Annotated in this window: 21 protein-coding genes; 12 read left to right on the top strand and 9 right to left on the bottom strand. The window is 48.7% G+C overall.

Annotated elements, in window-relative coordinates; all coding sequences use genetic code 11:
* Positions 1-26: 26 nt before the first annotated feature.
* Positions 27-1,373 carry a hypothetical protein gene (locus HGA34_03555; GenBank protein NTW22590.1) on the bottom strand — a complete coding sequence of 449 codons (1,347 nt, stop codon included), beginning with the start codon at positions 1,371-1,373 and terminating at the stop codon, positions 27-29.
* 167 nt (positions 1,374-1,540) lie between these two features.
* Entirely contained in the window at positions 1,541-2,275 is a 735-nt protein-coding gene (locus tag HGA34_03550) for a hypothetical protein (GenBank protein ID NTW22589.1), read from the bottom strand.
* Between the two features lie 177 nt (positions 2,276-2,452).
* Here HGA34_03550 and HGA34_03545 point away from each other — a divergent pair, with 177 nt between their 5' ends.
* Positions 2,453-3,112 (top strand): histidine phosphatase family protein, encoded by a 660-nt coding sequence (locus tag HGA34_03545; protein NTW22588.1) that lies wholly within the window; start codon positions 2,453-2,455, stop codon positions 3,110-3,112.
* A gap of 70 nt (positions 3,113-3,182) precedes the next feature.
* Here HGA34_03545 and pyk read toward each other — a convergent pair whose 3' ends face one another.
* From pyk to HGA34_03530, 3 genes are all read right to left on the bottom strand, one after another.
* Entirely contained in the window at positions 3,183-4,274 is a 1,092-nt protein-coding gene (pyk, locus tag HGA34_03540) for a pyruvate kinase (GenBank protein NTW22587.1), read from the bottom strand.
* A 70-nt stretch (positions 4,275-4,344) separates the two neighbouring features.
* Complete coding sequence (locus tag HGA34_03535; GenBank protein NTW22586.1) at positions 4,345-5,553, bottom strand: DNA polymerase IV; 1,209 nt, start codon at positions 5,551-5,553, stop codon at positions 4,345-4,347.
* Positions 5,543-5,791: a hypothetical protein gene (locus HGA34_03530; protein ID NTW22585.1), complete on the bottom strand. Its 249-nt coding sequence runs from the start codon at positions 5,789-5,791 to the stop codon at positions 5,543-5,545. Before HGA34_03530 ends, HGA34_03535 begins: the two co-directional genes overlap by 11 nt.
* A gap of 123 nt (positions 5,792-5,914) precedes the next feature.
* Between HGA34_03530 and HGA34_03525 the strand changes: the two genes are divergently transcribed.
* The 4 genes from HGA34_03525 to HGA34_03510 all read left to right on the top strand — a co-directional run bounded on the left by HGA34_03525 (position 5,915) and on the right by HGA34_03510 (position 8,740).
* Positions 5,915-6,565 (top strand): hypothetical protein, encoded by a 651-nt coding sequence (locus HGA34_03525; GenBank protein ID NTW22584.1) that lies wholly within the window; start codon positions 5,915-5,917, stop codon positions 6,563-6,565.
* Between the two features lie 15 nt (positions 6,566-6,580).
* Positions 6,581-7,072, top strand: coding sequence for a hypothetical protein (locus tag HGA34_03520; protein ID NTW22583.1), 492 nt, complete (start codon positions 6,581-6,583; stop codon positions 7,070-7,072).
* Positions 7,073-7,176: 104 nt separating this feature from the next.
* Entirely contained in the window at positions 7,177-7,989 is an 813-nt protein-coding gene (locus HGA34_03515) for an ATP-binding cassette domain-containing protein (protein NTW22582.1), read from the top strand.
* Between the two features lie 4 nt (positions 7,990-7,993).
* Entirely contained in the window at positions 7,994-8,740 is a 747-nt protein-coding gene (locus HGA34_03510; GenBank protein ID NTW22581.1) for an ABC transporter permease, read from the top strand.
* Between the two features lie 48 nt (positions 8,741-8,788).
* Here HGA34_03510 and HGA34_03505 read toward each other — a convergent pair whose 3' ends face one another.
* Entirely contained in the window at positions 8,789-9,244 is a 456-nt protein-coding gene (locus HGA34_03505) for an NUDIX domain-containing protein (GenBank protein NTW22580.1), read from the bottom strand.
* Between the two features lie 252 nt (positions 9,245-9,496).
* Here HGA34_03505 and HGA34_03500 point away from each other — a divergent pair, with 252 nt between their 5' ends.
* Positions 9,497-9,697, top strand: a complete 201-nt coding sequence (locus tag HGA34_03500) for a hypothetical protein (protein ID NTW22579.1) — start codon at positions 9,497-9,499, stop codon at positions 9,695-9,697.
* Between the two features lie 55 nt (positions 9,698-9,752).
* Here HGA34_03500 and HGA34_03495 read toward each other — a convergent pair whose 3' ends face one another.
* Entirely contained in the window at positions 9,753-12,317 is a 2,565-nt protein-coding gene (locus HGA34_03495; GenBank protein ID NTW22578.1) for a cation-translocating P-type ATPase, read from the bottom strand.
* 92 nt (positions 12,318-12,409) lie between these two features.
* Between HGA34_03495 and HGA34_03490 the strand changes: the two genes are divergently transcribed.
* On the top strand, positions 12,410-12,814 hold the full coding sequence (locus tag HGA34_03490; GenBank protein NTW22577.1) for a hemerythrin family protein: 405 nt from the start codon (positions 12,410-12,412) through the stop codon (positions 12,812-12,814).
* Positions 12,815-12,827: 13 nt separating this feature from the next.
* Here the strand turns inward: HGA34_03490 and HGA34_03485 are convergent, their stop codons facing one another.
* Positions 12,828-13,097: a hypothetical protein gene (locus HGA34_03485; GenBank protein ID NTW22576.1), complete on the bottom strand. Its 270-nt coding sequence runs from the start codon at positions 13,095-13,097 to the stop codon at positions 12,828-12,830.
* A gap of 139 nt (positions 13,098-13,236) precedes the next feature.
* On the opposite strand from HGA34_03485, the gene HGA34_03480 reads away from it, so the two are divergent.
* From HGA34_03480 to HGA34_03460, 5 genes are all read left to right on the top strand, one after another.
* On the top strand, positions 13,237-13,503 hold the full coding sequence (locus HGA34_03480; GenBank protein ID NTW22575.1) for a winged helix-turn-helix transcriptional regulator: 267 nt from the start codon (positions 13,237-13,239) through the stop codon (positions 13,501-13,503).
* 4 nt (positions 13,504-13,507) lie between these two features.
* Positions 13,508-14,191 carry an SdpI family protein gene (locus HGA34_03475; protein ID NTW22574.1) on the top strand — a complete coding sequence of 228 codons (684 nt, stop codon included), beginning with the start codon at positions 13,508-13,510 and terminating at the stop codon, positions 14,189-14,191.
* On the top strand, positions 14,188-15,801 hold the full coding sequence (locus tag HGA34_03470; GenBank protein ID NTW22573.1) for a DHA2 family efflux MFS transporter permease subunit: 1,614 nt from the start codon (positions 14,188-14,190) through the stop codon (positions 15,799-15,801). Before HGA34_03475 ends, HGA34_03470 begins: the two co-directional genes overlap by 4 nt.
* Positions 15,802-15,870: 69 nt before the next feature.
* Positions 15,871-16,077, top strand: a complete 207-nt coding sequence (locus HGA34_03465) for a DUF378 domain-containing protein (GenBank protein ID NTW22572.1) — start codon at positions 15,871-15,873, stop codon at positions 16,075-16,077.
* Positions 16,078-16,134: 57 nt separating this feature from the next.
* Positions 16,135-16,803 (top strand): response regulator transcription factor, encoded by a 669-nt coding sequence (locus tag HGA34_03460; GenBank protein NTW22571.1) that lies wholly within the window; start codon positions 16,135-16,137, stop codon positions 16,801-16,803.
* Positions 16,804-16,806: 3 nt separating this feature from the next.
* Here the strand turns inward: HGA34_03460 and HGA34_03455 are convergent, their stop codons facing one another.
* Positions 16,807-19,038 carry a PAS domain S-box protein gene (locus HGA34_03455; GenBank protein NTW22570.1) on the bottom strand — a complete coding sequence of 744 codons (2,232 nt, stop codon included), beginning with the start codon at positions 19,036-19,038 and terminating at the stop codon, positions 16,807-16,809.
* Between the last annotated feature and the right edge of the window lie 139 nt (positions 19,039-19,177).

Raw genomic sequence — 19,177 nt, 5'->3', positions numbered from 1 at the left:
TCCGGGCTGTTCGTTGTTGCGGCCGCTTATTGATTCAGCGGGACCTGTAAAGATCTGATGTCAGCTATGGTCTGAGGCAAGCTGATGAGCTGCAGACCACCGCCAGCCAGGTGCATGACTTGGCCGGACTTGGTCCAACCGTTGTAATTCATGCCCATCTCGATACCATGGCAACCGGTGTCGCTGAAAACGACGTGGTCACCGACCCTGATTTCCGGCAGTAGGCGCTGCGAGACGGCGTGGATGTTCTCACACAGCGGTCCGACAATCGACTGGCGGATGATCTTCCGGTCTTTCACTTCCTGGAAGTCCTTATCCAGTACGACGATGTGATGGTGGGCCGGATAAATCCCAGCGCGCAACAGGTCAGCGCCGTCGCAGGCCGCCATACAGGCAAAGCGACGATATTTCTGCGTCACCGAGATGATCGGCGCTACCCAGATGCCAGCAGGAGCCGCAACATAACGCGCGCACTCCAGATAAAGGACCGGCCGCCAGCCATGCACGCTTTCGAATTCCGCAAGCTGACGGTTGGCGTCCGCTCCATACATCTCAAGATTGAACGGCTTGTCATCTTCGCCATATTTGATGCTCTGGTCATCGGGGTGTTTGTAGTCGACGCCGATGCCACCGCCGGCATTGATGAAGACGAGCTTGATACCCAGAGCGGCCTCAAGCTGCAATGCCAGGCCGAGCAAGATCTCAAGCGTCTTGGCGTGAGTTTCCCAGCTGCGGCAATTGCTGGCATACATGGTGTGCAGGCCGAAATTCTTGATGCCCAGCTTCTTGGCCTTGCGGAAAGCCTCGATTAGCCTACCGACGGGAACGCCGTATTTCTGTTTCGTCGCCTTGCCGATAATCTTGCTCTGACCGTCCTGCCTGGCCTTGGCCAGATTGACCCGGAAAGAGATGATTTGCGGCATTTTTCCGGAAAGCTCGTCGAGATAGCAGTCATCATCAAGATTCAGGATGGCGCCGTTCTGCCTGGCATACTCCAGGTGCTCCCAGGGAGTCGCGTTAGCGGTGTACATCACCGGATGACCGTTCGTGCCGACCTTCGCCGCATCCCAGATCTCGGTCGGCGAGCTGCAGTCCAGGCCGAAGCCAGCATCCAACAAAGTCTTCAAGACCCAGTGGTTGGGCTGTCCTTTGACCGCGAACAAGTTCGTCCCGCCGCCGTCCGGCCAGATGTGGCGCTTCATCTCATTGGCCCGATCGATCAAAGTCTGCTGATCGATCAGGTGAACCCCTTGGCTAAGCTGACACGAAGGCATATTCGCCAACAACGGACTTGATGAACCGTTTCGAGCCACCAGTTCCAGCGCTTCGGGAATCATCGGAAACAGCCTGTCTTTCGTTTTTTTACTAAGCATGTCCTCCTCCTTGTCTTGGGGTTATACAGCGTTCATGCATCGCAACAGCACTTCCTCCTTTCGTAATTTCTTGACTAAAGATCGTTTAACATCAAATGCTAAGAATAGGCCAATTTAACACTTTTTTGCCGTTTCTGTCAAACCCCAGCAATCGCAGAGGATCGCGTTTATATCTTATCGAATAATAATTTGAACAGCCGTTTTTGGAACTCGGCATACCTAGTGCTCTCGATCACGTTAGCCGCCTCTCTTTTGTAATCGATAAAAACCACTCTATTCTTGTAGATAAGCTGCGTAATATCATACTCGAACGGGTCGAAAGATGCGGGCACGTATTTGGAGTAACGCTCAAGCCTCTTATGTCTCAGCATGTGCGTCTTCTCGTTGGTTATGACGAATTTTTCAATGATGCTTTCCCGCGCCCCGGCAGCTTTGTTCAGATACAGTCTCGGATAATATTCCTTGTTTTTCTGATAATTTTTAGGAGATTCGTAGCGATAAATGATATCACCCTTCTTACATAGGCTCATCATCTCGTCATACACCCGCCTGATTCCTTCTTTGCCTTCGAAATTCTTAATGACCGGCCGCTGCTTACCGTTGCGATACGTCTGAAACAGCTCCTCTGATACCATCTCCAAGTCATCAGACAGCTTATCGACCAGCAGCTTCAACTGTGCCGGATTCTCCGCTACATAATAAGTTCTTTTGCCGACCTTCTGATATGCGACCAGCTGCATGCCATACAGTCGAGGCAGGAGCTTATAAACCATCGGGCGATAAAGGCCTGTAACTTTCGACAATTCCGATATATTCAACTTGCCGGTGCGCAGCAAAGCTAAATAAACCTTAGTCTCATCCTCGGTGAGTCCTAGACGGGTTAAAAGTGCGCTTATTTTCATAAAAGTGTATTAATTTAAGTACATTTATTATTATAGTATATTACTTAACTTTAGCAAAATTGGTGGTTATTCTTATTATTTTATTTCAATATTGAAGCATCTCTAATACACTTCTCTATGGACTGTGCAAAAATATGAATGAAAGGCAGATCATTAAAAATAAAAGGAGAAACTATCATGCCCTGGCCCAAAACACTGATACTCGTTCGACACGCCGAATCCGAAGGCAACATCATGGGGGTGAATGAGCGTGCCCAAGCCCTTGTCGCCAACTACAGATTTCCTCTCACACCAAGAGGCAGACAACAAGCAGCCTTGACCGGATCACACCTGAGACGCGCTTTCGGTGAATTCGACAAGCACTACTGCTCGTATTACGAGCGTGCCCGGCAAACGTTGGATATCATGTTCCCCGACTGCAAAAAAATCGAGGATCCTCGCCTAGCCGAAGGGCAGCGCGGCATCTGGCACACCATGACTCTGAATCAAGTAAAACTCCGCTTCCCCGAAGAAATCGAGCGAAAAGAAAAAGAGGACCTATATCACTACCGTCCTCTTGGCGGAGAGAATTGGCCGGATATCGAACTGCGCATCCACAGTTTTCTTGATATGCTGCAGCGAGACTGCGGCGGGCAAAAGGTGCTTGTCGTCACTCACGGACACTGGCTCATTTTGTTCCAGAAAATCATGCAGTGCCTATCCATAGAGGAGGCGATGCGACAGCTCGATCTCGGCGTCTTCGAAAATGCCTCTGTCATGGTTTACCGGACGAGAAACAAGCCCACTGATCTGCGCTTATCGGAAAAGGATATAGTGCCTTGGCAAGGGCTCATTTGATAGTCTTCAACCAAAAACCGCGACCTCCACCAGGAGTCGCGGTATTTTTATCTAACTATTGTTAATAGAGTCAGCCAACATTTAAGTTGGAGTATTTATTGACCGTGCCACGCTGGATTTCCGGATCGAAAAAATTCTTCTTTTCCAGATACTCTTCGGTCCGCTTGATCACTTTCTTCAATATCTTGACCGCCTCGATCGGGTGGGCACCCACCGCCGTCTCATCGGAAAGCATGACGGCGTCGCCGCGATCAAAGATGGCATTGGAAATATCGCTGACCTCGGCCCGGGTCGGGTTCTGACTAATAATCATCGAGGTCAGCACTTGGGTGGCGATAATGACCGGGGTGTTGTGCCAATGCGCATGGCGGACGATATTCTTCTGGATGATCGGCAGGTTCTCGACCGGTACCTCGATGCCGAGATCTCCTCGAGCGAACATGATGACATCGGACTCGACTATTATCCGGTCGATGTCCTTGAGCGCGACTCCTCGCTCGATTTTGGAAATGATCTTGATCTTGTTTTTTTCACCGGCCTCCTTCCTGATTATGCCTCGCAATTTGGAAACATCCTCGGCTTCTTGTACGAAAGACAGAGCCACATAATCAACCTGTTTGGTCTTAAGCGCAAATTTGACGTCGGCGATATCCTTTTCAGTAAGTCCGCCGCGCTTAAGATTAGTGCCCGGCACATTAACCCCCTTGCTCGATGTCAGCAGGCCGCCCTGAATCACGCGGCACCAGATGACATCACCCTTTACCGCCAGCACTACCAACTCAATCGAACCGTTGGATAAGAAAAGCGGATCGCCGCGCCTTATGTCTTCATACAGCTTTTTGTCATCAATGTTGATCAGGTTGTTTGGCAAATCATTCTGGCCGACCGTAAAACCTATTTCCTGGCCATCAGCGAGCATGACGCCCTCAGCCGGCAATTTACCTACGCGTATGCGCGGTCCCTGAAGGTCTTGAATGATCTTGATATCCTTGCCCAGTTCCTTGGAAATTTTCCTGATCAGTTTAGAAACCCTTAAAAATTGTTCTGTGGTGGTGTGTGAAAAATTGAAACGGAACATATCCACCCCCGCTTCAACCATCTTCTTAATAACCTCAGGCGCTTCTGATTTCGGTCCGATGGTCGTGATGATCTTGGTTTGCATTGCTTGGATTTTAATCGTTATTACATCATTATAAGCCATTTCCTAGAAAAAGGCACCCTGCCATCCATCATCATAAGCCTGCCACTTTACGAAAGCCGACACGGTCCTTGGCCATGTCGTCGCTGCCCAGCATCAAGCCGCTCTTTACCGTGTATTCACCATAACGATCATTTATCCTGTCCATGGCCAGGCTAATGTCTTTGTGTTTTGATCTATCGGAAAATAATTCCAGCTGGTTCGAGACTGGAGCCAATCCGGTTACCGTAACTGCCAGTTTGAAGACTGGCAATGGCAAATTGGTCTGCAATAAAAAGGCGTGAAGGGGCATAAATAGATCATTGGTCGTAAAAATTCCCTCCTGGCTGCGAAAAGTCTTCTGGTGGTAACTATCATGGAGGCAGCTGGCGTAAAGATGTCCGGTTTTCGCCTCCAATCCGAGTGCCCTTAGCCTGCGCCCCGTCTTTTCGCAGAGCTTAAGCAATGCCTTGGCCAAATATTCTTTGTCGCTAGTTTTTCTTGGCAGGCAATAAGAATGGCCGATGGACTTAGGCAGAGACGCTTCTTGGGCGACGCCTGAAATCTCTCGTCCGTTGACATGGCACCATAAATAATAGCCGCAACTGCCGAGACGCAGCCTTAGCAATATCGGGTCGCTGTTCTTAAGGTCCAGGAGCGTCACGATCCCATAGCTCCGCAAGCGTGCCGCCATGGCTTTGCCGATTCCCCAAGCTGTCTGCACATCGCAAAGCAAGAAGCTTTCCAGATTTTCTGACGTGATCACCAGGACACCGCCCTTTGGCGCGATATCGCCGGCGAACTTGGCCAGAAACTTAGTCCAGGAAATACCCACTGAACAGCGGAGCCAATCACCGACTTCGATCGTTATGCGTTGCTTGATCTTTTGCGCCACCTGCTCGGCTTCGGCAAAATCCTTGACCCAGCCAGTCAGGTCCATAAAAGCCTCATCAATGCTATAAGGCTCCATCGCATCAGTATACGAGCGTAGGATATTGAAAATCCGCTCCGTGACCGTTCGATATTTGGCTGGTTCGTTTTCAACTAATACCAGCTCGGGGTCGAGACGCAAAGCGTCACTGACCCGCGTGCCAGTCTTGATGCCCTTAGCCTTGGCCTCGACAGACGAAGCGATGATTGTCCCGTTCTCAGACAAATAAGCGCAAACCGCCACTGATCTGCCGCGCAAAAACGGGTTAGCCTGCTGTTCAACCGAAGCGAAATAAGAATTCATGTCCAGGTGGACGATGATCCTATGCTTCATGGTAAAGCTCTTCGATTTTCCAGGACAGGTCTTTCGTGAAGAAGGCCAGTCGGAAAAAATTAGCATTATCGCTGACGCTGAAATAGTAAATGTTGTTTTCGCCCTCTTTCAGACGATGCACCAAATTCACCTTTTCGACCTTATAGGTCTTTTCACGCCACTTAAAGAACGAGGGGAATACCTGGGCCTTGTAAAACTTGACCAAGACCTCGATCGGTTCATGCACTTGCTCAAGCATAGGTGTGCTTTAATGATTAAGTACCCTTAGTTTACTGCGGTTTTGACGTAGTGTCAAGTTTCTTGAACACTCTTGACTATTTTGGCTAACCTGCTACAATGATTTCAGAAACACAAAAAACTTATGCACATCATCCAACAAAAAATACTGCAACTGACCAAGCAATTAGACATCAGCTCCGTCGGCTTACGAAAGCTCGGCCAGCTGGTCGGAGAGTCGCACCCGCAAAAGGTCAAACATCATTTAGAGCAGCTCGAAAAAAAGGGCTTCTTGCAAAAAGATGCGAATAACCACAGCATAACCGCCACCGCTTCGGTCAAGTCCAAAACTGCCCCGCTGTTCAATTTACCGATTATGGGCTCCGCCAACTGCGGTCCGGCCGACATCTACGCCGAGGAGAATATCGAGGGGTACCTAAAGATATCGCCAGCCGTTACGGGGCGCAAAAAGCCTGAGGGGCTTTTCATTATCAAAGCCGTCGGCGACTCCATGAATAAAGCCACTGCCGCCCCAGGCGGCCCTATCGAAAACGGCGACTATGTCATAATCGATAGCCACAAAAAAGCGCCGCATAACGGCGACTACGTCCTGTCCGTAATCGACGATGTCGCCAATATCAAAAGATTCTATCACGACACCTCGCGCAAGCAGATCGCCCTGGTCTCCGAATCCACTTTGCCGATCCAGCCGATCTATATCCACGGCTCAGACGCCGACAAGTACTTGGTTAACGGCCAGATCGTCCAAGTCATCAAGCGTCCCAATTTCGTTTAATAATCTCAATCCAATATGGCTTTCAAAGAAAAAATGTACCAACCCTTCAATGGCGAAACTCCCAAAATCAGCCGCCGCGGCTTTTTAGTTGCCGGGCTCGGCGCCCTTGCATTGCTTGCCGGCAAAAGAACGCACGAAGCGTTCAGTAATCCAGAGGAAGGGCAAGCGCTGGCAAAACAGATCAACGAACTCCAAGAAGGCTTAACAGGCAAGACGCTCGAACTTAATGATTTTCTGTCTGACGAGGAAACAAGTGAAGAAGACAAGCAGCAAATCCAGATAGCCCTCAAGCTGTTCGAATCCTTTTCCCTGAATTTAACCGTAGTGGACGTAATGAACCGGAAACTGCAATCAGTCAAAGAGTCCGGGGATAAAGAGACGGAAGAAGAGATTGCCAGGCAGATGGTCCCATACCTTGATAAGCTCAATCAATTCATGAGTTTGTCCGAAGGAGAAGACGAGGGCGAACAGGAGCCAGACACTGAAAGAAAAAAAATCACAATTTAAAATTTGTTCCTTGCTTTATTCACCAAAAAACAGGGTTAGCCCTGTTTTTTGGTACGAACCCGCCAGCTGTTGCGGAATGCCAAAACGGCTGTTAATATGAAAAAATGGATACACAAACATCGGCCATTTCGGTCAAAAATCTAATCAAGAAATTCGGTGATTTCACGGCGGTAAACGATATATCTTTCGAAGTAAAGCCCGGCGAAATTTTCGCTTTTCTCGGCCCGAACGGTGCTGGCAAATCAACAACTATCAAGATGCTGACTACGTTGCTTAATCCGACAAGCGGCGAAGTGATGCTCAACGGCTTCAACCCGGTCAAGCAGCAATACCAAGCCCGACAATCTTTCGGTATCGTCTTCCAGGATCCGAGCCTTGATGAAGAGCTGACTACATACGAAAATATGGACTTCCATGGCATACTCTACAAACTGCCTGCGCCTTTGCGCCGAGAAAGAATCAAAGAACTCCTAGAAATAACCGAGCTATGGGATCGGCGCGACTCATTGGTTAAAACATTTTCAGGCGGCATGAAGCGGCGCCTGGAAATAGCGCGCGGACTGCTGCACCATCCCAAAATTTTCTTCCTGGACGAACCGACGCTCGGCCTCGACCCGCAAACCCGCAACCAGATGTGGGAATACGTCAAAAAACTCAATCGTGAAGAAGGCGTCACCGTATTTTTCACTACGCATTATATGGAAGAGGCCGAACGCGTAGCTCAGCGCATAGCCATCATCGACAAGGGACAAATTATCGCCAGCGGTACTGCCAAAGAGCTGATGGAAAAAACCGGAACTGATTCTCTGGAAGACGCGTTTCTCAATCTTACCGGACGCGCCATCAGAGAAGAGCAGGCCAGTAGCGCCGATAATTTAAGGGGTTTCGCCCGCATGCACCGCGGCAACAAACGCTAAACATATGAACACTATCTACATACTCTGGTTGAGGCAGCTGAAACGTTACATCCGCTCCAAATCACGCATTATCGGCTCCATCGGCCAACCGCTGCTTTTTCTAGTCGCCTTCGGTTTCGGCTTCGGTCCGATTTTTGCCAAAGCCGGTGGAGGCAACTACATGGACTTCATTGCCCCGGGCGTAGTCGGGCAAGCCGTGCTTTTTACTGCCATCTTTTCTGGAATTGAACTGATCTGGGATCGCCAATTCGGCTTCCTTAAAGAGACGCTAGTCGCGCCTGTACCGCGCCTGCAAATAATGCTCGGCCGGACACTGGGCGGAGCGACGATTGCTACCATCCAGGGTTTGATCGTCTTAACCCTTTCGCTCCTGGTCGGGTTCCGCCCGTTTTCTTTGGCCATGCTGCCGGCAGCGATCTTGGTTATGTTCATTATCGCCTTGCTGTTTACCGGCCTCGGCACCGCCATCGCGGCGATGCTTGACGATTTCCAGGGCTTCCAACTCATAATGAATTTCCTGGTCATGCCGCTCTTTTTCCTGTCAGGCGCTTTATTCCCGCTCGATTCGGCTCCCAGCTTCCTCCGCACCATCTCCATCTTCAATCCCCTGACATATGGCATCGACGCCCTGAGAATCACCTTGGTCAACGTATCACACTTCCATTTAGCAACAGATTTGGCCGTACTCTCCGTGTTGACCGCGCTTGTCCTGGCTGTCGGTGCCTACCTTTTTACCAAAATCGAAGCTTAGCCAGTACCACTCGCTGAGGGCCAAAAACTTTTTCAAAAAAACAAAGCCCTAACTACGGGCTTTGATGGTTTCTAAGGCATAATGCATTGCAATAACCTCCGCCTCATCTTCAATCAGGTCTAGACTGACCGCGAGCTCGGGAGCAAGCCATTGAAAATGGCAATGTTCAGAGCTTAGCCTGATTTGCGGCCGTTCGCCGATAATGCTCAGATGAAACAGGAAGTAGAGGAAGTGGAAATGCGGATGGATAACTGGAATCTCGCTGGGCTTACCCAACACATCTGGCGTAATTTCATAACCGATTTCTTCTTGGATCTCTCTGACAATCGCTACCGAAGGTTCTTCTTTGGGATCGACCTTTCCTGCCACAACGCCCCATTTGCCTGGGTAGTAAAGATGTTCTCCCTGTTTCTGTAAAAGAAGAATTTCTCCTTCATGTTCGAGATAGCAGCCGACACACCGCATCGTCGCCTGAAATGCCTCGATATCGCCCCTGAATAACATACCGCCTCCTTTTGAAAATGATCGATTTATACTAACACTACCCATGAATGATAATTATTTCAAGCCCCTGTCATAAAAACAACCCGTCGACATCCTCGACGGGTTTTTGGTTTTAAAAGTCCGCATGGACCAGTATTATTTTCCCGAATTAGCCAAGTGTATAAAACAATATGGTATTGACAAAATCCAGTAAATATGCTATTAATATACTAAACCTAGCCCATTCCAACCCCCACCCAAGGAGGATTTATCATGAGTCAGCTTTGCCAAGAACGTGGCGGCGCCTTCAAGATGCCCCCCGAACCGCCGTATGGAACCTATCGCGATGAAGTGATCCGTTCGCCCTTCGCGACCAAAAAAGTGCCGGGAGTTTTCGGCAACCGCTGCGAAAAGTGCGGCAGCTTCCTCGATCTTCGGATCTGCCCCAACGGCCACCACTTTTCATTTTCTTAATCACCTCATCCTCCAAAACTTCTTCGCGCCAGGCCCAAAAAGCCTGGCGTAATTTTTATATTCCAATTCCGGATTTTTGCGCTGGTTTCTTTTCAAGGAATTCGAACCACAACACGCTACTGCCGCCAAGAACTGCCGCCAACAGCAAGTCGAACCAGCCTGGCAAACCGAAGTGGAACAGCTTGCTCACTTGCGGTACGAAAATAGTAATAGCCAAGACAATCAAGCTGCCTCCTAATACCAGCCAAGCTGCCTGATTTTTAACCCTGAAGCTGGAGATGATCGATCTGGACCAAGAACGATTAGCGAGTATCAGGCTGATGTTGGCAAAGATGAGCGCCGTAAAAACCATTGCTCTCGTTTGATCGACTGTTTTTCCAGTATAGCCCGCCAACTTGAAGACCAGAACCAAAAATAGCAGCATCGAAATGCCTTGGAACACCGCAATCCTGATCAAGCGCTTGGTCAGGGTTTTTTTGTCCGGATGGCGCGGCGGCCTCAACATGGCGTTTTCTTCAGCTGGCTCGTTCTCGAATGCGATCGAGCACGCCGGATCGATTATTAATTCTAAAAAGGCCAGGTGCACGGGCAAAAGCATCAGCGGCCAATCTGCCAGCACTGCCAAAAAAGTGATGCCGGCAATCGGGAAGTGTATCGCCAAAACATAGACCACCGCCTTGCGGATGTTGTCATATATCCGGCGCCCAGCATTGATGCCTTTGACGATCGAAGCAAAGTCATCATCGAGCAGCACCAACCCGGCCGCCTCGCGTGCGACATCGGTACCTCGAAGCCCCATGGCAATCCCGACATTGGCCGACTTAAGCGCCGGGGCATCATTGACACCGTCCCCAGTCATACCAACGATATCTCCATTATCTTTGAAAGCGTTGACTATCCGCAGCTTCTGTTCTGGAGCAATCCTGGCAAAAACAACGGTTTGGCCGACACGCTCCTTAAGCTCAGAAGGCGTCATGGCCGAAAGCTCTTGGCCGGTCACGACTTGGGGGTTTTTACCTAAACCGATCTTTTGAGCAATCTTGACCGCAGTCTCTGGATAGTCTCCCGTAATCATTACTACTCGGACACCGGCTTGATGACAGCTAGCTATCGCCGCCGGAACCTCCGCCCTGATCGGATCCGCAAAGCCGAGCAATCCTGAAATTTTGAACTCAAAATCATGCTGACTGTGGGGCAGCTGGCCATCTTCATGGCTCGCCGAGGCAACAGCAAGCACCCTTAAACCCTTCGATGCCAACTCGTGCACCCTCTTCATCCAGAGTTCAGACTGTTTCTCATCAAGATGGCACAAGCCGATAATCGCCTCTGGTGCCCCCTTGGCCGCCACCAAATAATCTTCTTGTTCAGGCTGTTGCCAAACGTGAGTGATAGACAGTTGCTCATGTGAAAGAGGATACTCATGCACCAGCTTCCAGTCACCGCCGTCAGAATCATGGTCCTTGGCCTTATGTTTCTGGTAAAGCTTGATAATTGATTTTTCGAGCGGGTCGAAGGGCTTCTGCTGACTTGCCAGCATGGCCAACTCGACCAGTCGAAGATATGAACCGGATAAGCCGGCAACAGCGACGTCGACACATTGATTCCCGTCGTCGACAGCTTCCAGGTCCATTCTATTCTTGGTTAGAGTGCCCGTCTTGTCTACGCATAGCACGGTGATGCCGCCCAAAGCCTGGATGACCTTTTGTCGGCTGGTCAGGACATTTATCTTTGAAAGACGCCATGCCCCCAGCGCCATGAACACCGTCAAGATCACAGGAAATTCCTCAGGCAGCACTGACATCGCCAATGATATTCCAGCCAAGGTTCCGCCCAGCCAATCGGCTCGCTTAAGCCCGTATATGATCGCCACGCTAAAACACAAGATAAAGCCGTATATGGCGAAGAATCTGATGAGTTTGTTAATCTCCAGCTGGAGCCTGGTTTTTTCCGGCTCAACCTTGGCCAAAGAAGTCCCGATTTTACCGACCTCCGTCTGATTTGCCGTCTTAACTACGCGCGCGACACCCGATCCGCTGACAACCAGGGTGCTGGCATAGACGCTCGCAGATTTTTCAGTACCCGGAGTCTGGATTGTGCTGATAGCATTGTCGGCGACTTTTTCTACGGGCATCGACTCACCGGTCAGTATCGACTCGTTGACAACCAGGTTATTCGACCATTCGATCAAGGCGTCGGCAGGAACTCGATCCCCTTCGCTCAGAACCACGACATCGCCGCGGACGACTTCTTGGCCGGCAATTCGCTTGGCCTTGCCACCCCTGATGACCAGCGCACGCGGGCTGGACAGGTCTTTTAACGACTGAAGAGCTTTTTCCGTCTTGTTCTCCTGATAGATGGTAATGAATATCACCAGAACCACGGAAGACAAAAGGACCAATGCTTCGTGCGTGTCCCCAAGCCAGAAGTAAATCGCACTGCTGGCCATCAACAGGAAAAACATCGGTTCGGTTATGACTTCCATGATAACACGAAGCAAGCCGCGCTGCTTTTCTGACGACAAGATGTTGTAGCCTTCACGAGCCAAGCGCGAAGCCGCAGTCGCGTCAGAAAGGCTTTTTATGTGTTTAAAATCTAGGGCGGCAATTGATTGATTGTTCATTACTTAATTGTAGCGATGACAAGGACAATTTGCAAAACTTGCCCTTGAATCACCGGTAGGTTATCATGATGTCATATCAATAACCTCAAATTATGCCAATCCAATGGGAAAGCAAATATGCGCTCGGTTTCCATGAAATCGATGAGCAGCACCGACAATTCGTTAAAGCGATCGATGAGCTTTATGATGCCATAGGCTCCAGAAAAACCGAAGTGAAGCTGATGGAAATTTTCAAAAAGCTTGAAAATTATATTATCAAGCATTTTTCAACCGAGGAAAGCCTTTTTCGAAAGACCAATTATCCAAAGACTGACAGCCACATCGCAGAACACCGAAAATTCAAGGACAAGCTCGAAAGCATCAAGCGGAGAGTCAGCCACAACGAGATGGAAATCTCCTTCGAGCTGATCGACTTCCTTGAAGATTGGCTTGTCCATCACTTAAGTGAAGTCGACAAACTATACGTCAAACACTTTCAAGAACACGGCATCAAATAAAAGAAACCCAGTCCTAGGACTGGGTTTTTTCTGAAACCGCGCTTTTGGCGATCTTTTTCGATTCTGCCTGGCACTCCGGACTAGCACAGCAGCGAACCGCCGCTTTCAGTCTGCCTCTTTGGAAAAATGCCTCAAAAGTAGCTTCGGTTTGGCAGGTGGCGCCGTTGCCAACGTTTATGCACAGCTTTTCCTGCCAATCCGACTTGGGCCGAATCACGGCCTGGGGTTGAAGGAGCTCTTCAAAAAACTTGCCTGCTAGCCTGATAATCCCTAAAAGGTTCATGGACAGCCTCCTTGTGCTGGCGTGTAATTTGTAAGAAATATTTATTATTTATAACATCTTTATCAGTATTTGTCAACATGGCACCTTGACACCTCTGCCCAGTCTGCTAATATTTAGATAGTTATCTAAATGTCAAACTATGCTTAGTCAAACCTTTTCCGCGTTAGCCGATCCGACAAGAAGAGAAATACTAGAGTTGCTCAAGAAGCAGGATTTTTCTGCTGGCGATTTAGGCAAGAATTTTTCCATAACTGCGCCCTCCTTGTCTCACCACTTGAACGCACTAAAGCAGGCGGGGTTGGTCAGTTCTAGACGTCAAGGCCAGGAAATAATCTACTCCCTAAACTTAAGCGCCTTTGAGGAGTTAACCGAGATAATCATTTCATTTTTCAAAATTAACCGCTAAACCTATGTCCGAACCAAAAAACACCAATCTTCGGACCGAGTGGCTACCGATCGCCATGTTGGCCATCACTGCCATTTCCGGATTTTTTTACTATCCGAGCTTCCCTGATCGGGTTCCTAGCCACTGGAACATTTCCGGACAGGTCGACGGCTGGAGCTCGCCTCTTTTTGCTTCCTTTTTTCTACCGGCACTTATCTTGATAATCTACCTACTACTACTGCTTGCACCACGGCTTGATCCCAAAAAAGAGCGCTATCAGGAATTCGGACGCACTTATCACATTTTGAAAAATTCGATTATCGGCTTCATGGCCTTACTCTACCAACTCATCAGCTTGAACGGTCTTGGCTATGACTTGCCTATAGGCGACATCGTCCCAGCAATGGTTGGCCTGCTTTTCATCCTAATCGGCAATTACATGAGCAAACTTAAGCTTAATTGGTTCATGGGGGCACGGACTCCATGGACCCTCTCCAGCGAAACGGTCTGGAATAAAACGAATCGCTTGTCCGGCAAGCTATTCGTTCTGGGCGGGTTGATTATGGTTTTGGAAATTTTCTTTCCAGCCGCTTGGAAAATACCACTATTATTGCTAGTTGTCTTATCAGTTTCCCTGTTTCCAACAATCTACTCATACATCATCTTTTCCAAGGAAGAAAAAAACAAAAAAGCAATTAATCGCAAATGAGTTTTTTTTCAGACAAACAGCTTCATCGCTATCGTTGGTTTGCGCTTTTTATTCTTGCGTTAGGCTTAGCAATCGTAATCATTGATGGAACCGTTCTGAACGTTTCCCTGCCGTATATCATCCGAGATCTTAACACTTCCTTAAGCGCGCTCGAGTGGGTCCTTTCCGGCTACGCTCTGATAATCTCCGCGCTGCTGATTACGAGCGGCCGTCTCGGAGATATGTATGGCCGCAAGCGCATATTCCTGCTCGGAGTAACGCTCTTTGCCGCCGGTTCTTTTATCGCCTCCGAAGCCACAAATGTTTTATATCTTTTTTTAGGAGAGGCCATCATTGAAGCAATCGGAGCTTCGATGATGATCACCTCATCCCTTTCTTTATTGGTAAATGAATTTTCCGGCAAAGAACGTGCCGTCGCTTTTGGAATCTGGGGCGCGGTAGCTGGCGGGGCCTCAGCTCTCGGTCCGCTGCTTGGCGGGTATCTTACGACCTTTCACTCTTGGCGCTGGTCCTTGCGCATCAATGTGTTTATCGGCATTCTTGTACTTTTAGGGTCGGTTTTTATCAAGGAAACAAAAGGTGATGCTAGCAAGAAATTCGACTGGCCCGGCACCGCAACCTCGTCTCTGGGCATGTTTTCTTTAGTCTTTGCCCTAATCGAGGGGCAAAAGCTGGGTTGGTGGGCACCCAAGACCGACCTCTCCTTCGCAGGTTGGCAGTGGCCGTTACAAACCGTCTCCATAATACCCTTCGCGCTCATGGCAGCGGCTTATTTCATCTCTTTATTCATCTATATTGAAAAACGAGCCGAAGCTAACGGCGGAAGCCCCCTTCTTCAGCTCTCAATCTTCAAAAACAAGGCCTTTTCCTTCGGTTTGACGGTGCTCCTTTTGCTTTCCTTGAGCCAGATGGGTGTCTTTTTTATCTTGCCGATATTTTTGCAGTCAGCCCTAGACATGACCCCGCTCAACGTCGGAATTATGCTGCTATCAAGCTCAGTCAGCTCGTTCATAGCCGGTTCGATTTCCGGGCTGCTTGCTAACCGCCTCTCACTCAAAAAAGTGATCTTATTAGGTATCGGGTTTCTGACTTGCGGCATAGTTCTTCTCATTGACTCCTTATCGTTGAACATGACTAGCCTGACACTAGCCCCGGCGTTGATCATTTATGGAATCGGAATCGGCACTAGCTCTGCACAGCTGACTAACCTCATCTTATCTTCGGCTCCCGCGGCCTTGGCTGGAGAATCTTCAGCTATAAATGCTACGGCCAGGCAGCTAGGCGCAAGTTTCGGCATATCCTTAATCGGCCTGATTTTTAGCTCCAGCCTAACTTTCAACTTCGCTGAGAATATCAGACAAGACCCAACGATTCCACCGATTCCTAAATATTTCATTTCTTCAGGCGTTTCCGAAGGCGAAATCCGTAGTCTTACTGGTAATGAAACGGGAACACAAGAGTTTTCACCTTTAGAGATATCAATAAGGCGCGCCCAAAGCAATGCTTCGCTGGCTGCAACAAAAAATTCTCTGATTTTTTCAGGGCTAGTAATGCTTGTGGTCCTCATAATCGCCGCATTCATGCCAGCCCATAAACGGGAAGGCTCTTAATTTTTGCTTCATCTTACCCGACGATACTGACAGTATGAATATTATCCGCAACTGAGGGGAGGTGATCATATGAAAAGCCTAACATCATTAGATTGGACAGCCCTTATACTCATCATCGTCGGTGGCTTGAACTGGGGACTGATTGGACTGTTTAAATTCGATCTCGTGGCAACACTTTTCGGTGACATGACCATGCTGTCCCGGATAATTTATACGGTTGTCGGCGTCTCGTCTGTCTACACTATAGCCATCGCCATGAATCTGGCCAGAAAGTAAGCTTTCTATTGACGTCTTGCAGCTGATATTCTACCTTTAAAGCATAGAGCAAAAATTATGCGCATATTATTGATTGAAGACCAGGCGAGTATCGGCAAGCTGGTAAAAGACGGCCTTGAAAACGAAGGATTCGCCGTGGACTGGCTAGAGGATGGTGAATCGGCCCAGCTGAGGATTGAGCTGAATCACGAAGACTATGACCTTGTTCTGCTTGACTTGATGCTTCCGAAGCGCGATGGGCTTACTGTTTGCAAAAACATCAGGGAGCAGAACATCCACACCCCAATACTGATGCTGACAGCCAAAGACAGCCAGGAAGATATTATCACCGGATTGAATTATGGGGCTGACGACTACTTGGTGAAGCCTTTTTCCTTCGAGGTTCTGCTTGCTCGAATCCGAGCCATACTGAGACGGCCGACCGCCGTCTTGCCGACCGAAATGCGTGCCAAGGACGTCAAGCTTGATGCCGGGGCAAAAAAAGCTTTCCGTAACGGCCAAGAAGTGAAGCTGACCCTGAAAGAATTCAGCCTGCTGGAATATATGATGCGTCATCCGAACCAAGTACTGACCCGCGACCAGATACTCAGTAACGTATGGGATTTCGCTTTCGACTCTTTCAGCAACGTCGTGGACGTCCATATCACCAACCTCCGTAAAAAAATAAACGACCATGGCCAGCTGGTCGAAACGGTACATGGAGTAGGTTATCGCCTGAACGCCTGAAAGTTAACTCCGACTGGGACTGCCAAGTCCCAGTTCTTTTTTTGGAAATGCCACATAAAAGGTCGAGCCGAGACCCTCAACCGAATCGAACCAGATCCTGCCATTCGTCTTTTCAACCAAGGATTTGACTATATAAAGCCCGAGGCCCGTACCCTTCCGCCTGTTCTGCTGCGCGCTGTCGGAGCGGAAAAATTTGCTGAAGACCTTGGCCTGATCGGCAGTGGCGATTCCTCGACCGGTGTCACTGACCGAAATAACCAGCTCATCATCTTTCATGTTCACAGCAACAGTAATCAGCCCCTTTTCCGGAGTATAATATACGGCGTTCGACAATAAGTTTTCCACTATCATGGCAAGCGCGCTGTTGTCGAAATCGACATCCAGCCTTTCTGCAAAATATCGCTCTTGGAGTTTGATATTTTTTTTATTTGCCTGTTTGACGAGCGGCGACGCGATCTTCTTGATCCGATCAATCAGGTCGAATTCGGTCTTCTCTCCGAAAAAAGTACCTAGCTCTATCCTTGAGACATTCAAAAGCGTGTCGACGAGTTCAGACATCTGTTTGGCTTGCTGGAACATTTCTTCGATATATTGGCGCTGCTTCGGTTCTAGCTTGCCGCCGATCTCACGAAGCAGCAACTCGGCCGAGAGGCTGATGCTAGCAATCGGCGTTCTAAGCTGATGGGAGGCCAACGAAACGAACTCGGTCTTGGCCCGATCGATTTCTTTCAAGCGAGTGACATCTCTTTCTATCCAAATATAAACGCTGATCTCATTGTCATCATCATAAACCGGGGAGATGTGAAGGTCGGCCACATATTTTTCTCCGTTACGCCGCTGGTTGACCACCTCGCCGATGAAGCTGGCGTTGCCTTGCTTAATAAGATCCCAAGCTCGTTGACACGAGGCGATATCGGCATCAAGGTTCTTGCCCGCACAATTTCCCCAAAGACTGGGGGCCTTGCCCATCATTTCCAAGCGCCCGAAACCGGTCATCCGCTCAGCGGCCTTGTTGGCATAGATAATCCTGCCCTTTTGGTCGGTAATGACGACGTGATCCGATGCATCTTCAAAAGCGAGCTTTCTGGTGGTAATATCCCTGATCATAGTCTGTACGGCAAGCTTGCCCTCGTATGTGACAACGACGCCTTTGATTTCTACGTCGATCACGCGACCGCGCAAGGATAGCATCTGCACCTCCCTTGAGGGCAGTACGCTTTTGCCTAAACGGAGCTGGTCCAGCCGGCTGGCGATAGTCTCACTGAAATCCGGGTGAAAAAATTGGATGATATCCTTCCCGATCAGTTCGTTTTCCGACTTGGCGTCAAGCAATCCTAGGGTGGCTGCATTTACAAAAAGGATCTTGCCGAAGTCGTGGACGATCATGGCGTCGGGAGAAAATTCAACCAACAAGCGGTATCGCTCCTCGCTCTGTTTAAGCGCCTTTTCACTGTCTTTCAAATTCTTAAAAAGCACTCTGTACGGCTTCATCAACCCCATTTCGATGACGCCGAGATATAGCAGATAGAACGAGGCCGTCTTGAATAAATGGCTCAATAAATTAGCTATGCCTGACTGGGCTAGCCGATTAAGGAGCAACATCTCCATGATAAGCATGCAACAAAGAGAAAGGGCAAGCCAACGATATATTTCTTGATTGAAATATTTTCTTCTCAATGACAAAAAAATCAATGCTCCGGCATAAAAAGCGACTACCAAATATTCCATATATACATAGAATGCCGTAACCCCGACTCCTTCGATGTATACGTCAGGAAAAAAACGCCAACGGATAATCGAAGATAAAACCACCAGAAAAAGAAGAAGGTAGGAAAAAAATACCAGCTTGCCATTAAAGGGTCTTTTTACAAATATCGGCGCTATAAGCAAAGAAAATCCGGCAAAAAAACGAGCGCTTAGCCATAACTGGGAGGATAAATTCACCGACGATAATTTTAGTACGCTGACGCCTTCGTAAGCGAAGAGGTGCAGCAAATCAAACAGCCCAACGAACAGAAAAGCAATGGCGATAAGGAGAAAATAATAATTATCAATGAACCGCCTTGAATTCCAGCCGACAACAAAGATTCCTATTGCAACCACAATGCTGAATATCTCAACCAAGCTATGAAAAAAAACATAGCTATACCAGCTTGTGAGATAAAGCACTGCCATCGCCACCGCTATTTGGATGACTGCCAGGTATTTATTGGTTAGGTTGATTTTTTCCAGCATATATTAGCCTCTTTATCTCTATCTTAAGCTTTTTGCGTCAAATGTAAATACTCTTAATAAGGACTTAATAAGGGGTGCTTAGTATATGATTAGCAAGCGCGGTTGCCTAACGGCTCTCTAGCGCGGAGGGCGGGCAGGA

The sequence above is a fragment of the Candidatus Falkowbacteria bacterium genome (genome assembly GCA_013336275.1).
Taxonomy (GTDB): domain Bacteria; phylum Patescibacteriota; class Patescibacteriia; order Patescibacteriales; family GWE2-39-37; genus JAAXUA01.
This window is presented reverse-complemented; position numbering and strand designations above follow the sequence as displayed.